The 19,692-nt window shown below is 41.2% G+C and carries 24 protein-coding genes; 17 read left to right on the top strand and 7 right to left on the bottom strand.

What is annotated here, in order from left to right; all coding sequences use genetic code 11:
- Window positions 1-3 precede the first annotated feature (3 nt).
- Entirely contained in the window at window positions 4-1,167 is a 1,164-nt protein-coding gene (gene lysA, locus J3P43_RS07945) for a diaminopimelate decarboxylase (protein ID WP_255901012.1), read from the top strand.
- On the opposite strand, the gene J3P43_RS07940 is transcribed toward lysA, so the two are convergent.
- From J3P43_RS07940 to J3P43_RS07930, 3 genes are read right to left on the bottom strand one after another with little or no spacing between them, the layout of a single operon-like run.
- On the bottom strand, window positions 1,152-1,760 hold the full coding sequence (locus tag J3P43_RS07940; RefSeq protein WP_255901009.1) for a chemotaxis protein CheB: 609 nt from the start codon (window positions 1,758-1,760) through the stop codon (window positions 1,152-1,154). The genes lysA and J3P43_RS07940 overlap by 16 nt on opposite strands.
- A gap of 41 nt (window positions 1,761-1,801) precedes the next feature.
- Window positions 1,802-2,974, bottom strand: a complete 1,173-nt coding sequence (locus tag J3P43_RS07935; protein WP_255901007.1) for a glycosyltransferase family 2 protein — start codon at window positions 2,972-2,974, stop codon at window positions 1,802-1,804.
- The gene (locus tag J3P43_RS07930; RefSeq protein WP_255901005.1) at window positions 2,971-3,894 is read right to left on the bottom strand and encodes a glycosyltransferase family 2 protein; all 924 of its coding nucleotides are present in this window, start codon (window positions 3,892-3,894) and stop codon (window positions 2,971-2,973) included. Before J3P43_RS07930 ends, J3P43_RS07935 begins: the two co-directional genes overlap by 4 nt.
- Window positions 3,895-3,946: 52 nt before the next feature.
- On the opposite strand from J3P43_RS07930, the gene J3P43_RS07925 reads away from it, so the two are divergent.
- The 12 genes from J3P43_RS07925 to J3P43_RS07870 all read left to right on the top strand — a co-directional run bounded on the left by J3P43_RS07925 (window position 3,947) and on the right by J3P43_RS07870 (window position 14,152).
- Window positions 3,947-4,498: a hypothetical protein gene (locus tag J3P43_RS07925; RefSeq protein WP_255901002.1), complete on the top strand. Its 552-nt coding sequence runs from the start codon at window positions 3,947-3,949 to the stop codon at window positions 4,496-4,498.
- Window positions 4,488-5,627: a PP2C family protein-serine/threonine phosphatase gene (locus J3P43_RS07920; protein ID WP_255901000.1), complete on the top strand. Its 1,140-nt coding sequence runs from the start codon at window positions 4,488-4,490 to the stop codon at window positions 5,625-5,627. The genes J3P43_RS07925 and J3P43_RS07920 overlap by 11 nt, the downstream gene beginning before the upstream one ends.
- 11 nt (window positions 5,628-5,638) lie before the next feature.
- A complete protein-coding gene (locus tag J3P43_RS07915; protein ID WP_255900998.1) occupies window positions 5,639-5,965 on the top strand; it encodes an STAS domain-containing protein in 327 nt (108 codons plus the stop codon).
- 16 nt (window positions 5,966-5,981) lie between these two features.
- Window positions 5,982-6,533, top strand: a complete 552-nt coding sequence (locus tag J3P43_RS07910) for a histidine kinase (RefSeq protein ID WP_255900995.1) — start codon at window positions 5,982-5,984, stop codon at window positions 6,531-6,533.
- 299 nt (window positions 6,534-6,832) lie between these two features.
- Entirely contained in the window at window positions 6,833-7,180 is a 348-nt protein-coding gene (locus tag J3P43_RS07905) for a hypothetical protein (protein ID WP_255900994.1), read from the top strand.
- 111 nt (window positions 7,181-7,291) lie between these two features.
- Window positions 7,292-8,539 carry a DUF2130 domain-containing protein gene (locus tag J3P43_RS07900; RefSeq protein WP_255900993.1) on the top strand — a complete coding sequence of 416 codons (1,248 nt, stop codon included), beginning with the start codon at window positions 7,292-7,294 and terminating at the stop codon, window positions 8,537-8,539.
- An 86-nt stretch (window positions 8,540-8,625) separates the two neighbouring features.
- Window positions 8,626-8,766, top strand: a complete 141-nt coding sequence (locus J3P43_RS07895) for a hypothetical protein (protein WP_255900991.1) — start codon at window positions 8,626-8,628, stop codon at window positions 8,764-8,766.
- A 174-nt stretch (window positions 8,767-8,940) separates the two neighbouring features.
- On the top strand, window positions 8,941-10,029 hold the full coding sequence (gene proB, locus J3P43_RS07890) for a glutamate 5-kinase (RefSeq protein WP_255900988.1): 1,089 nt from the start codon (window positions 8,941-8,943) through the stop codon (window positions 10,027-10,029).
- Between the two features lies 1 nt (window position 10,030).
- Window positions 10,031-11,278 carry a glutamate-5-semialdehyde dehydrogenase gene (locus J3P43_RS07885; RefSeq protein ID WP_255900986.1) on the top strand — a complete coding sequence of 416 codons (1,248 nt, stop codon included), beginning with the start codon at window positions 10,031-10,033 and terminating at the stop codon, window positions 11,276-11,278.
- Between the two features lie 188 nt (window positions 11,279-11,466).
- Window positions 11,467-12,609, top strand: coding sequence for an AI-2E family transporter (locus tag J3P43_RS07880; RefSeq protein ID WP_255900985.1), 1,143 nt, complete (start codon window positions 11,467-11,469; stop codon window positions 12,607-12,609).
- Window positions 12,610-12,846: 237 nt separating this feature from the next.
- On the top strand, window positions 12,847-13,260 hold the full coding sequence (locus J3P43_RS07875) for a YsnF/AvaK domain-containing protein (protein ID WP_255900982.1): 414 nt from the start codon (window positions 12,847-12,849) through the stop codon (window positions 13,258-13,260).
- 34 nt (window positions 13,261-13,294) lie between these two features.
- A complete protein-coding gene (locus J3P43_RS07870) occupies window positions 13,295-14,152 on the top strand; it encodes a DUF2382 domain-containing protein (RefSeq protein WP_255900981.1) in 858 nt (285 codons plus the stop codon).
- 40 nt (window positions 14,153-14,192) lie between these two features.
- Here the strand turns inward: J3P43_RS07870 and J3P43_RS07865 are convergent, their stop codons facing one another.
- A complete protein-coding gene (locus J3P43_RS07865; RefSeq protein WP_255900980.1) occupies window positions 14,193-14,393 on the bottom strand; it encodes a hypothetical protein in 201 nt (66 codons plus the stop codon).
- A gap of 175 nt (window positions 14,394-14,568) precedes the next feature.
- Here J3P43_RS07865 and J3P43_RS07860 point away from each other — a divergent pair, with 175 nt between their 5' ends.
- A complete protein-coding gene (locus J3P43_RS07860; protein ID WP_255900979.1) occupies window positions 14,569-14,937 on the top strand; it encodes a response regulator in 369 nt (122 codons plus the stop codon).
- Window positions 14,938-15,214: 277 nt separating this feature from the next.
- Window positions 15,215-16,096, top strand: coding sequence for an ROK family protein (locus J3P43_RS07855; protein WP_255900976.1), 882 nt, complete (start codon window positions 15,215-15,217; stop codon window positions 16,094-16,096).
- 72 nt (window positions 16,097-16,168) lie between these two features.
- Here the strand turns inward: J3P43_RS07855 and J3P43_RS07850 are convergent, their stop codons facing one another.
- A complete protein-coding gene (locus J3P43_RS07850) occupies window positions 16,169-16,354 on the bottom strand; it encodes a hypothetical protein (protein ID WP_255900974.1) in 186 nt (61 codons plus the stop codon).
- A gap of 263 nt (window positions 16,355-16,617) precedes the next feature.
- On the opposite strand from J3P43_RS07850, the gene J3P43_RS07845 reads away from it, so the two are divergent.
- On the top strand, window positions 16,618-17,259 hold the full coding sequence (locus J3P43_RS07845; RefSeq protein WP_255900972.1) for an alpha/beta hydrolase: 642 nt from the start codon (window positions 16,618-16,620) through the stop codon (window positions 17,257-17,259).
- On the opposite strand, the gene J3P43_RS07840 is transcribed toward J3P43_RS07845, so the two are convergent.
- Window positions 17,256-18,176: a polyphosphate kinase 2 family protein gene (locus tag J3P43_RS07840; protein ID WP_255900969.1), complete on the bottom strand. Its 921-nt coding sequence runs from the start codon at window positions 18,174-18,176 to the stop codon at window positions 17,256-17,258. The two genes, J3P43_RS07845 and J3P43_RS07840, sit on opposite strands and share 4 nt — an antisense overlap.
- A 150-nt stretch (window positions 18,177-18,326) precedes the next feature.
- Here J3P43_RS07840 and J3P43_RS07835 point away from each other — a divergent pair, with 150 nt between their 5' ends.
- Entirely contained in the window at window positions 18,327-18,812 is a 486-nt protein-coding gene (locus J3P43_RS07835; RefSeq protein ID WP_255900967.1) for a YMGG-like glycine zipper-containing protein, read from the top strand.
- Window positions 18,813-19,206: 394 nt separating this feature from the next.
- Here J3P43_RS07835 and J3P43_RS07830 read toward each other — a convergent pair whose 3' ends face one another.
- The gene (locus tag J3P43_RS07830) at window positions 19,207-19,650 is read right to left on the bottom strand and encodes a PA2169 family four-helix-bundle protein (RefSeq protein ID WP_255900966.1); all 444 of its coding nucleotides are present in this window, start codon (window positions 19,648-19,650) and stop codon (window positions 19,207-19,209) included.
- Between the last annotated feature and the right edge of the window lie 42 nt (window positions 19,651-19,692).

Below are 19,692 nucleotides of genomic sequence, written 5' to 3'. Positions count from 1 at the left end.
TTAATGTTCAGCTCCAACACTTTAAGCCGTTTCCAGTCTGTGGAAACACCTTTTTATTATTATGATCTACAGTTGCTTCAGCAGACGTTAACCGCCTGCAAAGCAGCGGCGGATAAGTATGATTTCCATGTGCATTATGCCATGAAAGCGAATTTTAACGAAAAGGTGATTCAGAAAGTACAGCAGACCGGTTTTGGAGCAGATTGTGTCAGCGGGAACGAGGTGAAGAAAGCTATAGAAATAGGTTTCTCTCCCGATAAAGTGGTTTTTGCGGGTGTGGGAAAATCAGACAGGGAAATTGTTGAAGCGTTGGAACAAAATATCTTTTGTTTTAATGTTGAATCCATCCAGGAGCTGGAAGTGATCAATGACCTGGCGGCGAAATGCGGTAAAAAGGCCCGGGTAGCAATACGCATTAATCCAAATGTAGATGCCTATACCCACGCCAATATTACGACTGGTCTTGAAGAGAATAAATTTGGTGTAAACCAGTGGGATTTGCCGGCTTGTGCTGAGGTTCTTAAAAAATCAGCAAACCTGGACCTTACTGGAATCCACTTTCACATCGGTTCTCAGATAACAAATCTGAACGCCTTCAAAAGCCTTTGTGTTAAAGTGAATGAAATTAAAGCATGGTTTGAAGAGCGGGGCTTTGTGTTGCATGTATTGAACGTAGGAGGGGGCTTGGGCGTAGATTATCACACTACAGAGGAAACCCCAATAGCTGATTTTGAGGCTTATTTTCAGATTTTTGATGAGTTTTTGGAACGTAAAAGTGGCCAGGAGATTCATTTTGAATTAGGACGAGCTTTGGTTGCCCATTCAGGAAGCTTGATCAGCAGAGTGTTATATGTTAAAAACGGTATTAAAAAGCATTTTTTGGTACTTGATGCTGGTATGACGGAATTAATGCGCCCGGCGTTATATCAGGCATATCACAAGATCGAAAACATTTCAAGGCCTGGAGCCCAAACATCCGAAGATCTTAAATATGATATTGTAGGCCCCATATGCGAGTCTACCGACTGCTTTGGTAAGGAAGTGGAAATGCCGGAGTCTTTTCGTGGCGATTTAATAGCGATTAGAACTGCAGGGGCTTATGGCGAGGTCATGGCCTCTAAATATAATTTACGCGAACAAATAGTGAGTGTTTATTCCGGAAGCTGAGCGGCAGAAAGGTCATTTACGAATTTTGGCAGATAGTCGGCCTCCACTATATAATCTACAACCGTTTTTAAAATAGCAGCCTTAGGCATAAAGTCTACTTCGGCAGTTTCGGGACTTTGCACAATAGTTAATCCACCGGTATTAGCGATAGTTAAAAGCCCGAAAGCCCCATCAGAATTAGCACCTGACAGCAACAGTGCCGCCAGAGATTGCTCATAAATCTCTGCTGCCGATTCAAAAGTTACGTCAATACTGGGTCGTGAGTACTGGACTTTCTCCGAATAGTCGAGCGAAAACGTGCCATCTTGTTCGATAAGAAGGTGGTAATTAGCAGGTGCGAGATAAATTCTGCCGGGCAAAATTTCTTCCTTTTCGTTTGCTTCTGTTACCTCAATAGCCGACCGTCTGTTGAACAGTTTGGTAAGACTCGAATCTGAAGTGCTTTTCCTATGGACGATGATGACAATGGCGATGGCAAGGTCTTTTTTAAGATCCTGCAAAATTCGCAAAATTACTTCGATACTACCTGCCGAGCCACCAATAACGAGAACTTTTATTCCTTTGAAATCTCCGGACTGTCGTATATATCTCATTCCCCTTAACCAGTTTAAACTGCCTTATACGTATCGATAGGTCATTTTCGTTTCGCTTTTTCCCAGGACGAACTTTGTCTTTTCCTGAAGTATCGAATCAGCCCTGCAAATACTGCATAATTCATTACGCAAAAATAATAGGGAATAAACAAAATCTTGACCCGCAGGTGCCTTTTTTCTAAAATTAAACCAATCCAGGCAAGAACATAAAATAACACCTGTGCAAGCAAAATTCCAAGGTAAAGCAAGCTACTTGTTTTAATTGCGAGAATCAGGTTTAACAAAAGAACAAGGATCAGGAGGAACGGGGTGATGGTCCATCGCAGAACCCGGTGACTGATGTATTGAAAACTTAAAATTCCGTATTTGAAGATATTGAGGAGATCTTTTAGCCAAATAACAGATTGAATACCCCCGGCCGCAATTCGTATCTTCCGCTTCAGTTCTTCTGATACATTGGCAGAGGCTGTTTCAGTGGCGTAAGCATCAGGTTCATAAATTATTCGGTAACCCTTTCGGGCGATAAGCATCGAAATCATAAAATCATCTAAAATACTATCCGGGCTCACCGGTTGATATAATTTGTTGCGTACGCTGAATAACTCGCCAGCTGCGCCAACTACAGAGTAGAGCTCAGAATCCCATTTTTTCAAAGTTGATTCGTAGCGCCAGTAAAACCCTTCTCCCGCCGCACTTGCGTCTGCCTGTTTGTCCACCTGAACTCTCTTTTCGCCCGCAACAGCGCCCACTTCCCGATCGGAATAGTGCCTGCAGATATTTTTAAGAGCCTCAGGATTTAGAAACGTGTTAGCATCTGTGAAGACAATTACCTCACTATCTACCTGGTTTACCGCACGGTGAACTGCCGCTATCTTTCCATTCCTCGCGGCCTGGTGCAATAAGGTAATCTCAGGATAAGTTTGAATTATTTCCGGTGTTTTATCATCACATCCATCGGTTACGAAGAGAAATTTGAGCTTATCCTTAGGATAATCTAGCTCAAGGGTGTTCGCAATTTTTTCGCGGATGAAGCTTTCCTCGTTATATGCAGCAACAATAAGTGTGCAGCCAGGTAAATCCCGGTCGTCAACCACAGGTAGCGGCCTTTTGCCTTTAATCAGCCATCTTATCTTCACAAGGATCCAGAGTACTAGTCCGTATCCTAAATAGGTATAGACGATAAGGAATGTGGATAGCCAGAATATGATTTTCATGAAATTTTATGGATCGGATATCCCAGGTCTGTACTGGATGCTTTATGAGTTATGTTCCACCAAATAGCTCTGAATAATTGTTTTAAGAGGTCTGTTTGTCCGTCTTTTAAATACATAAGCACATTGCGAGGGGTTACCAGCCAGGCAAAATGGCAATAAAACACAATTCTTGCAAAAGTGGATGCATTGCGCCGAATAAACAGGATTCGGTTACGGTTCATGAAAAATTCTTTGAGCGGGCTTCGCTTTCCAACCGACATAGATTCTTTGTGGTAAATTACTGCCTTAGGTTCTACCCAAATCTCATACCCTGCCTTCTTAATTTGCTCGCACCAGTCCATTTCTTCGTAATACAAAAAAAAGTTTTCAGGCATTAATCCGGCTTTACCAATAGCTTCTTTTCTGATCATCATGGCCGCACCATGCAAAAACCCTGTCTTTCCGGTAGAATTATCGTATTGTCCCGTATCTTTTTCAAGGTGGCCAATACAGGTATTTCGTGCGGTGAAGTAGTTCATTTCTGTAAAGCCGGCATATTGCAGGGTTTGGGGCATCTGATGAAATCTGATTTTGGGCGAAACCGCTCCAACCTCAGGTTGGGCGTCTAGAACACTTACTAACCTGTGAATCAAATCGCTGGTAACTTCTGTGTCGTTGTTGATAAGAAACAGGTAATCTCCGCTTGATTCTTTTATTCCAAGATTGTTGCCCCCCGCAAAACCTAAATTGATTTCAGACCGTATAAAGCAAATGTGTGGAAATGTTTTTTTCCACCCGGGAACAGGATTCGGAGTGCTGCCATTATCCACCACGATGATTTCTGTTTCAGGATAACGATTATTTAAGGAGAGCGATTTAAGTAAATCTTCAGTTATACGTGCCTGATTGAAGTTTACAGTAACGACAGAAACTTTCCTCATTTGATTTTATCGCGGTTTTAATGGGGAAATATACAATAAAAAAATAGCTAGCTTGGAAAAAAGAAAGTCGTTAGACGAGGAAATTAAAGATTTCCAAATGCTGGATAAAGCAAAGATTTCTGTCGATGAGAAACTCGATGAATTGCTTGATTTGCTCGAAACCAGTAATCTGGATAGTGAAGCTGTAAATAAAATAAAAGTAAAATTTAACCTGGCAGTAAACAGGGTAGAATTTTCCTCCGAAAGTCTTAATGATTTTCAACAGCTCGACAATTTAAAAGCCAGCCGTTTTGAGATGGCCGAAAACCTGGAAGTTCTTTTGTCGCAGTACCAGCTTGACAGCAAGGTTTCCAAGAAAATTCTGTTTATGGACCGCCTGGTGAAGGGATCGTTATTGATCATAGCCCTGATATTAATAACCCTGGGTTTTGGGATGATCATTATGCCGGCCCCCCCATATTTTGAAATGTTCACCATATTTTGGTTCACCATCGACGATGGCGTTACCCTTATGGATTTAATTGCCCTATTAATTGTTTTTAGCGGAGTATATTTGTTCATTACTTCATTAATTAAAATTAACAAGTTAGAGCATGTCGGATAAATTCAAGAAGATCTTACTTCTGGATGATGAAGGGTTTATTCTTCAAATGATTTCCAAAGCATTATCGAAAGAGGGTTTTGAATGCATGATGGCAAAATCAGTGGTTCAGGCGATAGATATTTTGCAAACTGAAACTCCTGATATTATTCTTTCCGACTACCAGATGCCACTTATAAATGGCTTCGAATTCAGGGAAATAATACTGCGTGATAAACGCTGGAAAACAATACCTTTTGTCTTTTTTACGTCTGTGACAGATCATGAGCACATGCAGAAAGGGCTCGATATGGAGGTGGTAGATTATATCAACAAAGACACCCCGATGCCTATGGTGGTATCGAAAATTAATAACATCATTCATACGATAAGACGGCAGCATGAAAAGTCTATACAGGAAATCAGAATTGCTGCAGAAGCACTAAATCTCCGTTCTGTTCCGGCCCAAACTCCCGAAATTACCGGATATCAGCTCAAATTTCTATATCAGTCGTTCGAGAACTACCCCGGGGGTGATTTTATTGATTTTATACAGATTGATGATAAGTACACTTTCGTGATTTTGGGTGATGTTATGGGTAAGAAATGGGGTGCCTGGTTCTTCTCGTTCAACTTCCTCAGCTACATCCGTTCGGCCATTCGCTTATGCGTGTTCGACGGTAATCTGTCTACAGCCAGCATTATAGAGAAAATAAACAAGGTGATTGTGCTCGACTCTGTTCTGGGCGACGTTTTATCGACACTTTCACTGCTCATGATAGAGCATGATACAGGGAAGGTGCATTATTCAGGCGCAGGCGATTTACCTGTCATCTGGTACCAGGCATCTGAAAGAAAATGCATGGCTGTTGAGTCGTCCGGTTTGTTGCTCGGGGTGATGCAAAATGGCCAGTATAACGAGAAGATTATCCAGTTAGAATCGGGCGATCAACTAATCGTTATTTCTGACGGAATGATCGATTTTGAAACCGAGGATGGTAAAAAAAGTGATTACGATTTGTTCCTGAAAAAGATGAAAATAGTAGTAGGACAGGTGGATAGTTTTGATTTGATAAAAAATGTAACCTTTTCCTCCGAATACAGTAAAGGGTTTGTAGACGATTGCAGCTTAATTTTTATAGAAAAAGATTGATACCACACACCATGATTGAAACACATCCAAAAGCCGGATATCTTTTAGTTAAGATTAAAGTTAAAGAAGCCAACCTCGATGTAGCCGATCAGTTTAAAACTGAGATGTTTGAATTAATAGATCAGGGTAATACAACATTGATGGTAAGTTTTAGTGATGTGGCATACGTGGACAGTTCCTTCCTTGGAGCGCTTGTTTCGATATTAAAGTATGCAATGTCTAAAGAGGGCGATGTGTCTGTGGTAGACTTGAACAAGGATATAAACAATCTTTTCAGCCTTATCCGGATGAATAAAGTGTTTAAAGTTTATAATACAGAGCCAGATGTTTTTGCATAAAGATACCCTCGCTTCCATGACTGAAATCAAAAGAGAGTTTATATTCAGCAACGATTCGTTAGCAATGTATCCATTGTTAAATGAAATCATCTCGTTCTTGAAAATTCATCTCCCTTCAGAGCAGTACGCCTTTAAGATCAGTAATTGTAAACAAATTCTGATCGAACTGTTAACGAACGCCGTTAAGCACTCACACGCAGATACAACGGTCTTGTCAGTGTGTATCAACGGTCGCGCTATCGAGATCACAAAAAGCGACAAAGGGCGTAAATTTTATCTCAACAATTACACCAGTTGGCCACCACTCAGCTGGCCTTTGGAAAAGAAATATATCGGCGAAAAAATTAAGATCTATGAAGACGATATTTCAAATCTTTATGCCGTTATAAAAAGCGAAAACCGAATCGTGTTTGATATTGAAGAATATCCGATAACCAAAGTGACCAGCAACTCAAACCTTCTTGAGCATTATGGTTTACTGATCATGGCAAAGTTCTCGAATGAGTTCTTTTACTTGTACAATCCTGCGACGAACTTAAATCAGTTTACAACGATAATACACGTTTAAGGCCACCTGTAGTCGGGACATAGGGCGTACAAGAGGCGCCGGGCTTTCCTTCTGTGCCTCCAAACGTCTTATCTGTTTTCTCACCATTTATTGGGTATCATAGCTTTTGATCGTTTAGGATACTATATCGTCGTCGATCGTTTGTAATCCACACCAGAAACTCCAAGTTCTGACAAAAAGAATATAATGTAACAAGAATAAATCGCTATATTAGTGTAGACACTTAAGGGGATTTTTAGCGGCTGTTCTGACCGGCTAAAGATTGGTGTGAAAATTTTGATGGGTTAAAAATTACAAAAATGCATTTCGGAAAAATTGTAAAAGGGGTGGCGTATGCCCAGGATTTATCGGCAAATGATTTTGCCATATTGGTTGGACGCAGCGAAAGGGAAATATTAGAACTTTATGAAGAGGAAGAGTGGACTTCTGGTAATATCAAGGCAGCATCAATTGCTTTAGAGCATAATTTTGGCAAATATCTGGATAATACACTTCCGTTTGATTTTTTGAATACCTCTTCAACTACTGATAAAAGCGAGTATCTCATTACCGTAAAATATCCGAAAGGGAAAGAACAATTGCTGAAGACATGGCTCAGTAAAATGGCAATGATCGCGAAAGCGATAGGCTTAGAAATAGGCCGTTAAGCTCGCCTTCAGGAAATACCTATAAGGTTTCTGAAAACCTTATAGGTATAATACATTCCGCTCCCCGCAAAGCGGAATTTTTCTTTTATCTTCAATTTTCAATTCAATACTATGTCTACAGAAATAAAGTGTCCCGGATGCGGCCATAGCTTTCCTATGGAAGAAGCTATGACTGAAGAATATAAGAAAGAGTTACGGGAACAGATGGTCTCTTTCACCAAGAAAAAAGAAGAGGAATATCAAAGAAAACTAGACGAATTCAATAACCGCGAGCAACTGCAGAAACAGGAGTTTGAGAAAAAACTGCAGCACGAAAAGCTGGCTTTGCAGCAATCGCTGGAAGAGAATTTGCGTAAGACTATCGCTGAAGACTTCCAGAATAAGGTTCAACTGCTTGAGGCCGCTAATAAAGATAGTGAGGAAAAGTTAAAACTTGCCCGCCAGCAGGAACTGGAATTTCTGAAACGCGAACAGCTTTTGAAAACGAAGGAGGAAGAATTGGAAATTCAGCTTCAGCGAAAGCTGCAAGAACAACGCAATGAACTTGTAGAGCAGATCAGAAAGCAGGAACAGGAAAAAAATACGATTAAGGAAACCGACTTTCAGCTTAAAGTTCGTGAACTCGAGAAGCAGTTGGAGGATCAGAAAAAACTGGCTGAAGAGATGAAACGCAAAGCCGAACAGGGATCTATGCAATTACAGGGCGAAGTTCAGGAATTGATTCTCGAAGAATTGTTGCGCAGTAATTTTCCGTTTGATGTGATTTCAGAAGTAGGCAAAGGCGTACGTGGTGCGGATTGTATTCAAACGGTGCGCAATCAATACGGTCAGGAATGTGGAAGGATAATTTTTGAAAGCAAACGCACAAAAGATTTTTCGAACGACTGGATTGAGAAACTAAAGAAGGACATGCGCGGAGTAGGCGTTGATGTTGCTGTTATCGTTACCCAGTGCTATCCAAAGGGGATGGATTGCTTCGGCGAAAAAGATGGGGTATGGATTTGCTCGTTTGATGAAGTTAAGGCAGTAGCTTTTGTTCTTAGAGATAGTATCATCAAACTGTACAACGCTTCCAAATCGCAGGAAAACAAAGGTGATAAGATGAGCATGATGTACGATTACCTAACCAGTTCGGAGTTTAACGAGCAATGGAAGGCTATCCGGGAAGGATTTATGAGCATGCGCCTCTCCATTCAAAAAGAGCGGGAAGCGATGGAGCGGTTATGGAAATCAAGGGAAAAACAACTGGATAAAGTTCTGTTGAATGCAGCTCATATTCGTGGTTCTGTGGAGGGCATTGCCGGGAATGATACCATTCAGATGAACTTGTTGGACGAGACGGACTTGTTGTTAGAATAGACATAAAAACGAGATCGATTGCTATGCGTTATTCTGGCGATCAATAGTTTATATGCGCATATCTGTTCCATCCGAAATAAAAAATAATGAAAAACCGCGTAGCAATAACTCCTGCTGGTGTTGTTCATTTAGTCCGTTTAGGGCATGAAGTTGTGGTGCAGAGAGGTCCAGGTTTGGGTTCCGGATTACCAATGAGGCCTATCAACAGGCCGGAGCCAGGCTGGTAGACACCGCGGCTGAGGCCTGGAGTACGGAGATGGTCATGAAATGACACTTCAGGCATCCACACCTCCCGGATTATGTCACAAATGTAATTTTAAAGCTTTAATGGCGTCATTTAAGTCCTTTGGCCAATATTCCTTTCGCCTTTCGTCTTATCTTCTTAATTTCACGCTTTCGTTATGGCTTTATCATACAAACGTATCATTATAAAAATTGGCTCTAATGTGCTCACTAAAGAAAATGGCCTGCCCGACTTTGAGCGGATGGGGCATTTGGTGGAACAAATTTCGGCAATAAAAAAGCAGGGAAAGGAAGTTATCCTCGTTTCTTCAGGGGCTGTCGCATCCGGAAAAAGCCTTCTATCGGTTTCAGATAAATTTGACGCCGTAGCTACGCGTCAGCTTTTTGCATCCATCGGGCAGGTAAAACTCATTAATAAATATTCGGAGCTTTTTGAAAAACGCGATTTAGTTTGTGCCCAGGTTTTGGTTACAAAAGAAGATTTTCGCGACCGGTTGCATTATCTCAATATGAAGAACTGTTTTAGTATTCTTCTTCAGCACAACGTTATTCCCATTGTGAATGAGAACGATGTAATCTCAGTAACCGAATTGATGTTTACCGATAACGATGAGCTCGCTGGCTTGATTGCCTCTATGCTTAATGCAGACGCATTAATTATTCTGAGTAATGTTGATGGAATTTATAATGGTGATCCTAAAGACACAAAATCTGAAGTTATTCGCGAAATCAGTGCATCAACAACGGGCTTTTCATCATTTATCTCCACTCAAAAATCGCAGTTTGGCAGGGGAGGGATGGTTACCAAATCAAATATGGCTCATAAGGTGGCTCAGTTGGGAATAGCGGTGCACATAGCAAATGGGAAGAAGACAAACATTTTGATTGATGTATTAAACGAAAAAGCAATAAATACCCGTTTCATTCCGCAAAAAAATGCTTCGGGAAAAAAGAAATGGCTAGCTCATTCTGAGAACTATGCTAAAGGGATTGTCCGGATAAATGAAGGCGCCAAACTTGCTTTAACATCTTCAAAAGCTAGCAGCCTGCTACCCGTAGGGGTAATTAAGATTGATGAAGACTTCCAAAAAGGCGATATAATAAAACTTGTTGATGAAAAGGGCAAACAGGTTGGCCTTGGGATAGCGGAATACAGTTCGGATAAAGCGTCCGAACGTATCGGACAGAAGAAGCAAAAGCCTTTAGTTCATTACGATTACTTATTTTTAAACTCCGAAATTGCATAACATGGAGATCCGCGATACATTTTTAAACGTTCAAAAGGCCAGCCGTTCATTAGGCTTACTGGCTGCAGAAAAAGTTAATGCTGTACTTATAGATTTAGCTGAAGAAGCGGTGAACCAAATTCCCGTTCTTCTCACCGAAAATCAAAAAGATTTAGACAGAATGAGTCCGGATGATCCCAAGTTTGACCGGCTCAAACTTACCGATAAACGTATCCGCGATATTGCTGCCGATATCAAAAGTGTGGCCGCCCTTCCGTCTCCATTAGGGAAAGTCCTTTTGGAAAAGCAGCTTGATAATGGCCTCGAGCTTAAAAAATTGAGCGTTCCGATGGGAGTGATCGGCGTAATTTACGAGGCCCGTCCAAACGTAAGTTTCGATGTTTTTTCGCTTTGCTTTAAAACCGGAAATGCCTGTGTGCTGAAGGGCGGGAGCGATGCTTCGTTCTCTAACGAAGCCATTATTTCCGTAATACACAGTGTGCTTAGAAAGCATAACATAGACACCGGCGTGGCTGCCTTATTACCTCCCGATCGCTCGGCGACAGAAGCACTTTTAAATGCTGTTGGCTATGTTGACGTGATTATTCCGCGAGGAAGTCAGGGCTTGATTGATTTTGTAAGGCAAAATGCTAAGGTTCCTGTGATTGAAACAGGTGCGGGAATTGTACATACTTATTTTGACGAAACCGGCAATCTGGAAAAAGGGAAAGCGATTGTAAATAACAGTAAAACGCGGAGGGTAAGTGTTTGTAATGCTTTAGACTGTCTGATAATCCACCAAAGCCGTTTGAATGATTTACCCGAAATTGCTAAGCCTCTTGTCGATTCGAATGTCGAACTTTTTGCTGATGAGCAGGCATATGAGTCGTTGAAAGACCTATACCCGGCTAACTTATTAAAGAAAGCTGCTCAGGAGCATTTTGGTATCGAGTTTCTTGATTACAAAATGTCGATAAAGACCGTAAATAATCTGGAAGAGGCCTTAGAGCATATCGCTAATTACAGTTCGAAGCATAGCGAGGCGATTGTTTCTGAAGATGCAGGATCAATTGAGATCTTTCTAAACTCTGTTGACGCAGCAGCTGTATACGCAAACGCCTCCACGGCCTTTACGGATGGCGCTCAGTTCGGACTTGGAGCGGAAATCGGGATAAGTACACAAAAATTGCATGCTCGCGGCCCTATGGCTCTTGAAGAGCTCACCAGTTATAAGTGGGTTGTTAAGGGTAATGGACAAATAAGAGCATAATTACTTTTGGGAAGCCTGTTCTTCCCAAAAGTTTACAAAGTTTTGTCTGATCTCCCGGAGTGTGCTCTTTCTCCGGTGTGTTCTAAGTCGTCTGTAGAAAATTAACCCATAAAAAAACTTTTTTACCTCCTTGGGTTTATCATCAATACAAATAAAACTTATAAATTGAGTTTTACTTAAAGTAAACAATGAGAGAGATGCCCCTAACCGTTCGCCGGTCGATAGAATTACTAGGATTAATACTTCTTGGATATATACTTGTTCTTGGCAAAGACCTGATCATGCCGGTCTTAATGGCATTTTTTATAAGCATTATGTTGCTTCCGGTGCATAATTTCTTCCGAAGGAAAAAGCTTCCCGAAGCACTGGCGATCATCTTTTCAATTTTGTTGCTGGTCATAGCCGTAGGTTTGATAGTGTGGTTTTTTTCATCTCAGGTTTCTTCGCTTATCGCTGATTTTCCGTTGATACGCAAAAACGTTACGGCACACTTAAACTCATTAAGCAACTGGATTAGCGAAATAAGTAATTTCTCTACCCAGCAGCAGGCAAAATTGCTGGATCAGCAGGCGAATAAGCTACTGAACCTTGGAGGGAACCTTTTGAGCGGGGCGGCCGGTTCGGTATCCTCCACCCTTATTTTCATCGGTTTGATGCCGATTTACATTTATCTGATTCTGTTCTACAAAAATCTTCTGCTTCGTTTTGTGTTTCTGTGGTTTCCTGAAGAGAATCATCAAAAAGTTCGCGAAGCGATGCTCGAAACCAAGGTGATCATTAAAAGCTATCTTCTTGGGTTATTAATTCAGATTACTTATGTTACTATTTTATTGGGCGGAATCCTTTTAATCATCGGGATAAAACATGCCCTGCTAATAGCTGTGATATTTGCTTTTCTTAACCTGATCCCCTATGTTGGGGCACTTATCGGGAACCTTATAGGAGTACTGCTTACTTTAAGTTCGTCGTCAGAGGTCTGGCCCATTTTCGCGGTGTTAGGTACTATCGCCTTTGTTCAGTTCCTCGATAACAATATTTTAATGCCGCGAATAGTCGGCTCTAAAGTAAAGATCAATGCGCTGGCGGCTATCCTGGGAGTATTTTTGGCGGGTACTCTGGCCGGAATTTCCGGAATGTTCTTATCTCTGCCTATAATTGCCATTTTAAAGGTAACGTTCGACCGTTCGGCCATTTTTAAACACTGGGGGGTACTTCTGGGCGATGAACTTCCACCCGAAAGTCCGATGGACTCACCCGAGCTCCGTCTGCAAACAGAAGAAATAAAAGAAGAGCTGGAAGTTAAGAACGATATAAAGCCAACCAAAAGATAGCGGCCCATAGTGCCCACTTATCTCTACAAAGTGTCTGTTTTTAAAATGCCGGAAAAAGGCTTCGTTTAGTTTTAAGACAAATTTTGTTCTCCCGGCTTCGCTCAACACCCTTGTTGTTAAGAAAATATGCCTGTCGGGTAATTATATTTATTTTCATTTTCCAGGTACTTTTTGGCTCTGTATTGGGAGAACTACGTGAACTCAGAATTTATAAGAGGAATGTATAGTACTAACGATATGAATAGAGGCAAACGGGTTTCGGGCAATACCAATGACCATATAGTTGTTCCGGTAATTGAAGAACGTCTTACGGTCGCGAAAAAAGAGATAGAAACAGGAAAGGTGGCCATCACGAAAAAGGTGCACAGCGAACAGCAGGTTATCGATATTCCTGTAGTGGACGAGGAAGTTGATGTGCAAAGAATCCAGTTTAACCAATACATAGAGAACACCCCTCCGGCTGTAAGGTACGAGGGAGAAAAGACTATCATCCCAATCCTGAAGGAGGTGTTGGTTGTTGAAAAAAAGCTGGTTCTTGTTGAAGAGGTGCATATTACCCGGAAACAGAAACACAGTAAAATTTCCCAACAAGAAACCCTCAGAAAGGAAGAGGTGATTGTAAACCGGGTTGATACCAACCCAACTATCTAATAATAAACATCTATCAAAATCAAGGAGAAACATTATGTCACAAACAGTAATTGGAATTTTCGACAACGAAAACGAAGCACAACAAGCGGTGCAAAACCTGGTGAACCAAGGCTTTAACCGGGAGGATGTAGATATTGCGAGCCGCGGTTCTTCTCAAACGGAAACCCGGTCGGATCATGAGGACGACAGCTTCGGAAGCAGTATCAGTAATTTCTTCAGTTCCTTATTCGGAAGTGATGACGACAGGACAAGCCGCTACTCGGAAGTTGCCAAACGCGGCTCTACTATAACGGTACACGCTCGTTCTGAAGCGGAGGCAGAGCGTGCCGCCGATATTTTAGATCAATATGGCGCTGTTGATATAGACGAAAGAGCAAATCAATACGGAACTGATCATCAGAATAAATCCACTGAATACGATCGCGATAACATTGGCGATTATAACAGGAGTAACGACTCTGATCGTTCTATCCCGATTATTGAAGAAAACCTGGAGATAGGGAAACGTGAAGTCGAGAGCGGTGGCGCCCGCTTACGCAGCAGGATTGTTGAAAAGCCCGTCGAGGAAAGTGTACGCCTGCGGAACGAGCATGTGAACGTGGAGCGCACGCCGGTCAATCGTCAGGCTAATGAGTCAGATTTTGAGTCTTTTGAAGAAGGTACCATCGAAATGCGCGAACATAAAGAAATCCCTGTGGTAAGTAAAGACGCTTGGGTAAAAGAGGAAGTTTCGTTAAATAAGGATGTGGAAGAAACGGAAGAGACTATCAGAGACAGCGTTCGTCGCACTGAGGTTGATATCGAAAACCTAAATAAAGACGAAAAGAACAGTGATACCTGGTCCGATCTGGATGATGACTCGTCCGTTAATCGCGATAGAGACCGCTTATAGAATAATGCTATGAAGCGGCAGCCAAACTGCCGCTTCATACTTAAAAACTTTGCTGGACTTCAGATTCCTGATATTGTAGTGCATCTAATAATGCCTGACACGCGATATAGTCTTCTTTGGCCTCGAGAGATTTTAAAGCCTTCTCGACCATTTTTATGCGTCCGTTCTTTATATCTGTATCTGCCCCAATTCTAAACACAATGTAATGGTTTGTAGCTCTTATATCGTTTATGTTCATCATACCCTCCGTTGCAATCCTTTACGGTTTTTTGCAGAGAATGTTGCTAAAAAAAATATTTTTTTTCTGTCGAAAATTGTAGCCATGGGGCGGAGCGTACGGAATTTGCTTTGTTTTAAAAAAAGCAAAAACAATCAACCGAATTATTTGTAATTAATGCTAATACTTTTAAGACCTGATGAAGCGAATTCTAGTGTGTGATGATGATCTGGATATACTGGATATTCTTGACTATGCGCTTACCGACTCTGGATGGGAAGTCGTTACAAGCTTTACTGTCGACGATATCATCGACAAAGTAGAAAGTGCGCGACCATCTGTTATTATAATGGATAACTGGATTCCTGGTGTGGGTGGTATTGAAGCTACTCAGACAATAAAAAGACACCCAGTCTTTAATAAGATTCCGGTTATATATTTGACCGCTAATAATGATATTGAAACGCTTGCTGCCAGGGCGGGCGCAGATCTTTCTCTCCCAAAACCTTTTGATCTTGATAACTTAACGAGGTTAGTGGAAAAGGCCTATAAGTTGAAAACTGCCTGAAAGTATGTTGTCGATTTAATTAACCCTTGCGGTTAGTTGGGGTGAAACCATTTGTTGTAAGATGGTCCAATATTGATTTACTACAATTAGCCGTATCCTGTTCTGCTTCAGTGGCTTTCGTTTACTGGCGGATTCTCCGCTCGCTTTATTCAAAAAATTTACATGTTAAGCCGGAAACTGTTTTACGATTTTTCGTTAAATTTATTTAACTTTTAGCTTCTTTAGCTGATTTAATAACCGATATTGTATTATAAACCCCAAAAATAAATCGTTGTTCATGGACAAACACGTGTTCGGAGTGGGAATCAATATTCCCGGAATAGAGGTTGCAATTGTTGATATTGAAGAAAAATCAATTGTATCTGGCTTCGTGTCAGAAAACGTTAATTGCAATGAAAGCCTTGAAACCCTTATTGATAGTTGGGCCTCCGCTATTGAAAAATGCTCCGAGCTTAACTCGTTAGAAATCAGCAAAATAGGCATTGGTATTCCTGGTCCGTTTGACTATGAGAAGGGTATCTCTCTAATGAAAGGTCAGGGGAAATTTGATGCGCTTTACCAGGTTAACGTTAAAGAAAAACTTGCCGAGCGATTAAATATAGCGCCTGCAAACATTACAATGGAAAATATTGCTCCGTGTTTTTTACATGGAGAGGTATTGGTTGGGGCGGCAAAGGGATATAAAAATGTATTGGGATTTACCTTGAATTACGGTTTAGGTTCGGGGAGGCACCACGATGGGCTAACAGAAGACGGTTTATTATGGAATAAGTCGTACAAGGATGGTATTGCTGAAGACTATCTCGGTATCCAGTGGATTTCAAAGCGTTATGAAGAGTTTACAGGAGTAAGCATAGTGGATATGAAAGACATTGCCGGCAGGGCTAAAGCGGACGATGGTATTGGACAACTGGTTTTTAATGAATATGGCGAGAATTTTGTGAAGTTTCTGATGCAATATGTTCCATCATATAATCCGGACCTGATCCTTATTGGCGGTCATAATAACGCCTGGGATTTATTTGTGCCCCATGTGAAAGACAGGCTCCAGGAAAAACATATAAAGATTCCGATTAAACCAGCTGTGCTTGGGGATGCAGCTCACCTGATTGGAGCAGCGGATCTATGTATTGACGGGAAACTGAAGCTTTATAGCTAAGAATGCCTGGGTTGGCGAACGTGGGGATCTTCTACTAAAAAAGGCTGAATCATCGATCCAGCCTTTTGTTAATTAAGATTTCTCAGGCGGCGTTGAGCTGATTTCACCAAACTCGTTCACGTACGCCATCATATTTTCAAGGTCACCACCAGTTGAATTTTGCTTCCGCTCAAGCTTGCGTTGCTCTTTATCCTCTTTTTTCTTCTGCCTGTTTTTCTCGAGTTGTTTCTTCATGAAAGTAGCTTGCGACTTAGCCATAGTAATGCATTTGATATTCTTTTAGACTTGATTCCTGATAAATGTGTATTCCCGGTTAAAGAAAAACTGATTTGGAATAATCTCCGGCGACAACGGCTTAGACGCGGGATGGATTTTAGTCATTGGCTGACTAACAGGCGTGAAAGAATAGTGTTCAATTATCCGTTATTGCAAAGGTAAGAATTAAAAACAAGAGCAGCTAATTTCTATGCCCGGCTGACGTATATTTGATGGATATGGTAACCAATTTAAGATGATTTTTCTTGAAAGCATACTTTATTAGTGGCTTAGCGGCAGATGGCAGTGTTTTTTCCAAATTAAAATTGCCTCATCATATCGAGGTAATATATTTGGATTGGTTGCCTGTACAGCCCTGCGAATCTTTACAGCAATATTCTTTAAGGTTAGCCCAGCCAATTAAAAAGGATGAGCCTTTTGTTCTTATCGGGCTCTCTTTCGGCGGAATTGTTGCAATAGAGATAAGCAAAGTTTTTAGTCCTTTTAAACTCATATTAATCTCTAGTGCGGCCAGAGTAGATCAAATTCCGGTTGTCTATCGGTTAATGGGGAAATTGAAGATGGAATTGATGTTGCCCCCGGGGATGTTAATTGTGTTAAAGCCATTTCTATATTGGTTTTTCGGACCGTTAAGCAAAGACTCGACAAAGTTAATAGGCGATTATATTAGCAAGGCAGATCATCGCTTATTGATCTGGTCGCTCGGAAAAATTAGTCGCTGGAGGAATAATGAACAATTGCCTGGACTTGTACAGATCCATGGCTCTTCTGATCGGGTTTTTCCGATTTCAATTTCAAAGGCCGATCATATTGTTGCAGGTGGACATTTGTGCGTTTACGATAATAGCCCGGCCGTAAGCGCAGTTTTAACCAAGCTTTTATCCTAATCGCCCTTCAGCAATTGCGTTTTGGCCAACTCAAGGGCTTCAGTGTCGTCTTTCGTTAACGCCGGATATTGCGGGGCCATTGATTGTAAAGTGTCTACAATAACTTTGCAAATCGCAATCCGGGCAAACCATTTCTTATCGCCTGGAATAACATACCAGGGACATCTCTCTGTGCTTGTTTCGTTCATCGCATCTTTATAAGCCTGCATATAGTTGTCCCATAATTCCCTTTCAGCCAGATCTCCGGCAGCAAACTTCCAGTTCTTTGCGGGGTCTTCGATTCGCTTAAGAAAGCGATCTTTCTGTTCTTGTTTTGAGATATGGAGAAAGAATTTTATTACCGTAGTGCCATTGTCGGTTAAATGCTCTTCAAAGTTTCTGATGGATTTATACCTAGCAGTCCAAAAAGTGTCGTCAATCTCGGATAAAGGCCTTTGGCTTTCATTTGCAGCAAATTGGGGATGAACTTTACAGATCAGTACATTCTCATAATGCGAGCGGTTATGGATCCCGATGCGGCCTCGCTCTGGCAGAGCTTTGTAATGACGCCACAAAAAATCATGATCCAGTTCCTCGCTGGTGGGTTGCTTAAAACTGTATACCTGGCAACCCTGAGGATTCAATCCGCCCATTACATGTTTTATCGCACTGTCTTTACCGGCGGCATCCATCGCCTGAAAAATAATCAAGAGCGATCTTTTGTTTTCGGCGTATAACCGTTCCTGGAGTTGAAACATTTTCTCTTTAAGTTGCTGTAAAAGAGTAACTGATTCTTCCTTCTCCAAGCCTTCGTGCGCTGCCGACGCTGTCTCGCTAAGATCAATACCCGACCGTTCTAAAATCTTGAAAGTTGTTGTACTAAAGTCCATACTAAAACATAACAGCCCAAGCTGGTTTTGTTTTTTTTTGTGCTTCATTTTCAAGAAGATGAACCGTTTTTGCCCGTTTTGGACCGGTTTTTGAAAGTTCTTTGCTAACGGGCTGCTAATAAAAATATTATTACCAGTAATAAGGCTTAAGCAGAGCCGTTAAAATTAACACACACACACACAATAAATAATAATACTATGAGAAGAATGGTAGTAGTTCTTGCAGTTGCAGCTACATTCGCTGCATGCAACAACAGCTCGGAACAAACGAGTTCGCAATTAAAAGCAGAGGCTTACAAACAGATCAGAGACAGTTTAAAACTTGATAGTTTTCAACGTGCAGAGGCTAAAGAGCTGGAGATAGCAGAAGAAAAAGAGAGAATTCTTGCTTTGCAACGTTCCCAGCCGGTGAGAGAGAGAGTTGTATATGCTTCCAACTCGGCTCCAAGGAGAAGAACCTACGTGCAAGGAGTATCAGAAACTTATACATATTCTCAACCTCGTAAAAAAGGTTGGAGCCATGCCGCTAAAGGAGCAGCCATTGGTGCGGGTGCAGGTGCAATTACCGGGGTTTTGGTAGATAAAAAAGACGCCAGAGGTGCTATCATTGGTGGAGTCATTGGTGCAGGTACCGGTTATGTAATTGGAAGAGCCAAAGACCGTAGAACAGGAAGAATCCAATAATCGGCCAACTCTATTGAAAAAGCCTCTCGTTTTACGGGAGGCTTTTTTTGTGATTACTATTTTGATAATAGTTTGGTTTTTTTCGGATTGTTTTTTGATGAATTGATAAAAAACCTTACCTTTAAGAACCAAACTATCCAAATATGACCTAGGCCTCTACTGAAAAGTAGAGGCTTTTTTGCTTTAGGTAATAATCTCTTTACATAGTTATAAATTTGATAGACATTGTAATTATTTTTTGAAATAATAACAATGTTCGTATCTTTGTGGCAGGTTTATAATTGGTTAGTTAAAAGGTCTTCATTCTCCCCGTTTGAAGACCTTTTTTTTGTCAAATCTGGGCAAAAAAAAAGTACAGCCTGGGGCTATACTTTTTCTGTCTGGATTTGATAAATTACTTTTGAAAATCGCGAAGTAATTTAATTCTGTCGTGAGAAGCTCTTAAATTTTGTTTTTGTTGAGACAAGAGGGCTCGCACATCAGAAGGAAGGTTTTCTGCCGCCAATGCAGTATCGTATGCTTTTTGCGCCGCATCCTCACCAAATTCGCAGTTTTCGAGCACAGCTTTTCGGTCATGTCCGGTGAAAACCGCTTTGACATCCATCCACACCCTGTAGATCTTTCCACTGTTGGTAGTGTCGTTTTCCGGGCTGGCACCTGCTGACACCAGTTGGGATTTATATTCGATGCTTTCGTTTATCATGCCAGAGAAAAGCTCTTTCAAATCAGCATCGCCGTCTTTCAACTCTTTCATGGCCCGCTCGTAGCCCACTATTCGATCGTTATTTATCTGAACCAGGTCGTTCAGAATTTCTGTTGTCATTTCGGTAGTTTCCATAATTAATAGATGGTTTATTTAATTACCGAACAGAACAATTAC

This window comes from Paradesertivirga mongoliensis, assembly GCF_024436395.1.
Classification (GTDB): Bacteria; Bacteroidota; Bacteroidia; order Sphingobacteriales; family Sphingobacteriaceae; genus Paradesertivirga; species Paradesertivirga mongoliensis.
The sequence above is the reverse complement of the archived record's forward strand: the minus strand, read 5'-3'. Positions and strand labels throughout refer to the sequence as shown.

Excerpts from the sequence above, each read along its gene's own strand:
- J3P43_RS07860 (WP_255900979.1), top strand. The coding sequence starts at position 14,569 with ATGAAGCGAATTCTAGTGTGTGATGATGATCTGGATATACTGGATATT.
- J3P43_RS07940 (WP_255901009.1), bottom strand. The coding sequence starts at position 1,760 with ATGAGATATATACGACAGTCCGGAGATTTCAAAGGAATAAAAGTTCTC.
- J3P43_RS07870 (WP_255900981.1), top strand. The coding sequence starts at position 13,295 with ATGTCACAAACAGTAATTGGAATTTTCGACAACGAAAACGAAGCACAA.
- J3P43_RS07930 (WP_255901005.1), bottom strand. The coding sequence starts at position 3,894 with ATGAGGAAAGTTTCTGTCGTTACTGTAAACTTCAATCAGGCACGTATA.
- J3P43_RS07835 (WP_255900967.1), top strand. The coding sequence starts at position 18,327 with ATGAGAAGAATGGTAGTAGTTCTTGCAGTTGCAGCTACATTCGCTGCA.
- J3P43_RS07875 (WP_255900982.1), top strand. The coding sequence starts at position 12,847 with ATGAATAGAGGCAAACGGGTTTCGGGCAATACCAATGACCATATAGTT.
- J3P43_RS07850 (WP_255900974.1), bottom strand. The coding sequence starts at position 16,354 with ATGGCTAAGTCGCAAGCTACTTTCATGAAGAAACAACTCGAGAAAAAC.
- J3P43_RS07880 (WP_255900985.1), top strand. The coding sequence starts at position 11,467 with ATGAGAGAGATGCCCCTAACCGTTCGCCGGTCGATAGAATTACTAGGA.
- J3P43_RS07905 (WP_255900994.1), top strand. The coding sequence starts at position 6,833 with ATGCATTTCGGAAAAATTGTAAAAGGGGTGGCGTATGCCCAGGATTTA.
- proB (WP_255900988.1), top strand. The coding sequence starts at position 8,941 with ATGGCTTTATCATACAAACGTATCATTATAAAAATTGGCTCTAATGTG.
- J3P43_RS07865 (WP_255900980.1), bottom strand. The coding sequence starts at position 14,393 with ATGATGAACATAAACGATATAAGAGCTACAAACCATTACATTGTGTTT.
- J3P43_RS07855 (WP_255900976.1), top strand. The coding sequence starts at position 15,215 with ATGGACAAACACGTGTTCGGAGTGGGAATCAATATTCCCGGAATAGAG.
- J3P43_RS07915 (WP_255900998.1), top strand. The coding sequence starts at position 5,639 with ATGATTGAAACACATCCAAAAGCCGGATATCTTTTAGTTAAGATTAAA.
- J3P43_RS07840 (WP_255900969.1), bottom strand. The coding sequence starts at position 18,176 with ATGAAGCACAAAAAAAAACAAAACCAGCTTGGGCTGTTATGTTTTAGT.
- J3P43_RS07910 (WP_255900995.1), top strand. The coding sequence starts at position 5,982 with ATGACTGAAATCAAAAGAGAGTTTATATTCAGCAACGATTCGTTAGCA.
- lysA (WP_255901012.1), top strand. The coding sequence starts at position 4 with ATGTTCAGCTCCAACACTTTAAGCCGTTTCCAGTCTGTGGAAACACCT.
- J3P43_RS07895 (WP_255900991.1), top strand. The coding sequence starts at position 8,626 with ATGAAAAACCGCGTAGCAATAACTCCTGCTGGTGTTGTTCATTTAGTC.
- J3P43_RS07885 (WP_255900986.1), top strand. The coding sequence starts at position 10,031 with ATGGAGATCCGCGATACATTTTTAAACGTTCAAAAGGCCAGCCGTTCA.
- J3P43_RS07830 (WP_255900966.1), bottom strand. The coding sequence starts at position 19,650 with ATGGAAACTACCGAAATGACAACAGAAATTCTGAACGACCTGGTTCAG.
- J3P43_RS07900 (WP_255900993.1), top strand. The coding sequence starts at position 7,292 with ATGTCTACAGAAATAAAGTGTCCCGGATGCGGCCATAGCTTTCCTATG.
- J3P43_RS07935 (WP_255901007.1), bottom strand. The coding sequence starts at position 2,974 with ATGAAAATCATATTCTGGCTATCCACATTCCTTATCGTCTATACCTAT.
- J3P43_RS07920 (WP_255901000.1), top strand. The coding sequence starts at position 4,488 with ATGTCGGATAAATTCAAGAAGATCTTACTTCTGGATGATGAAGGGTTT.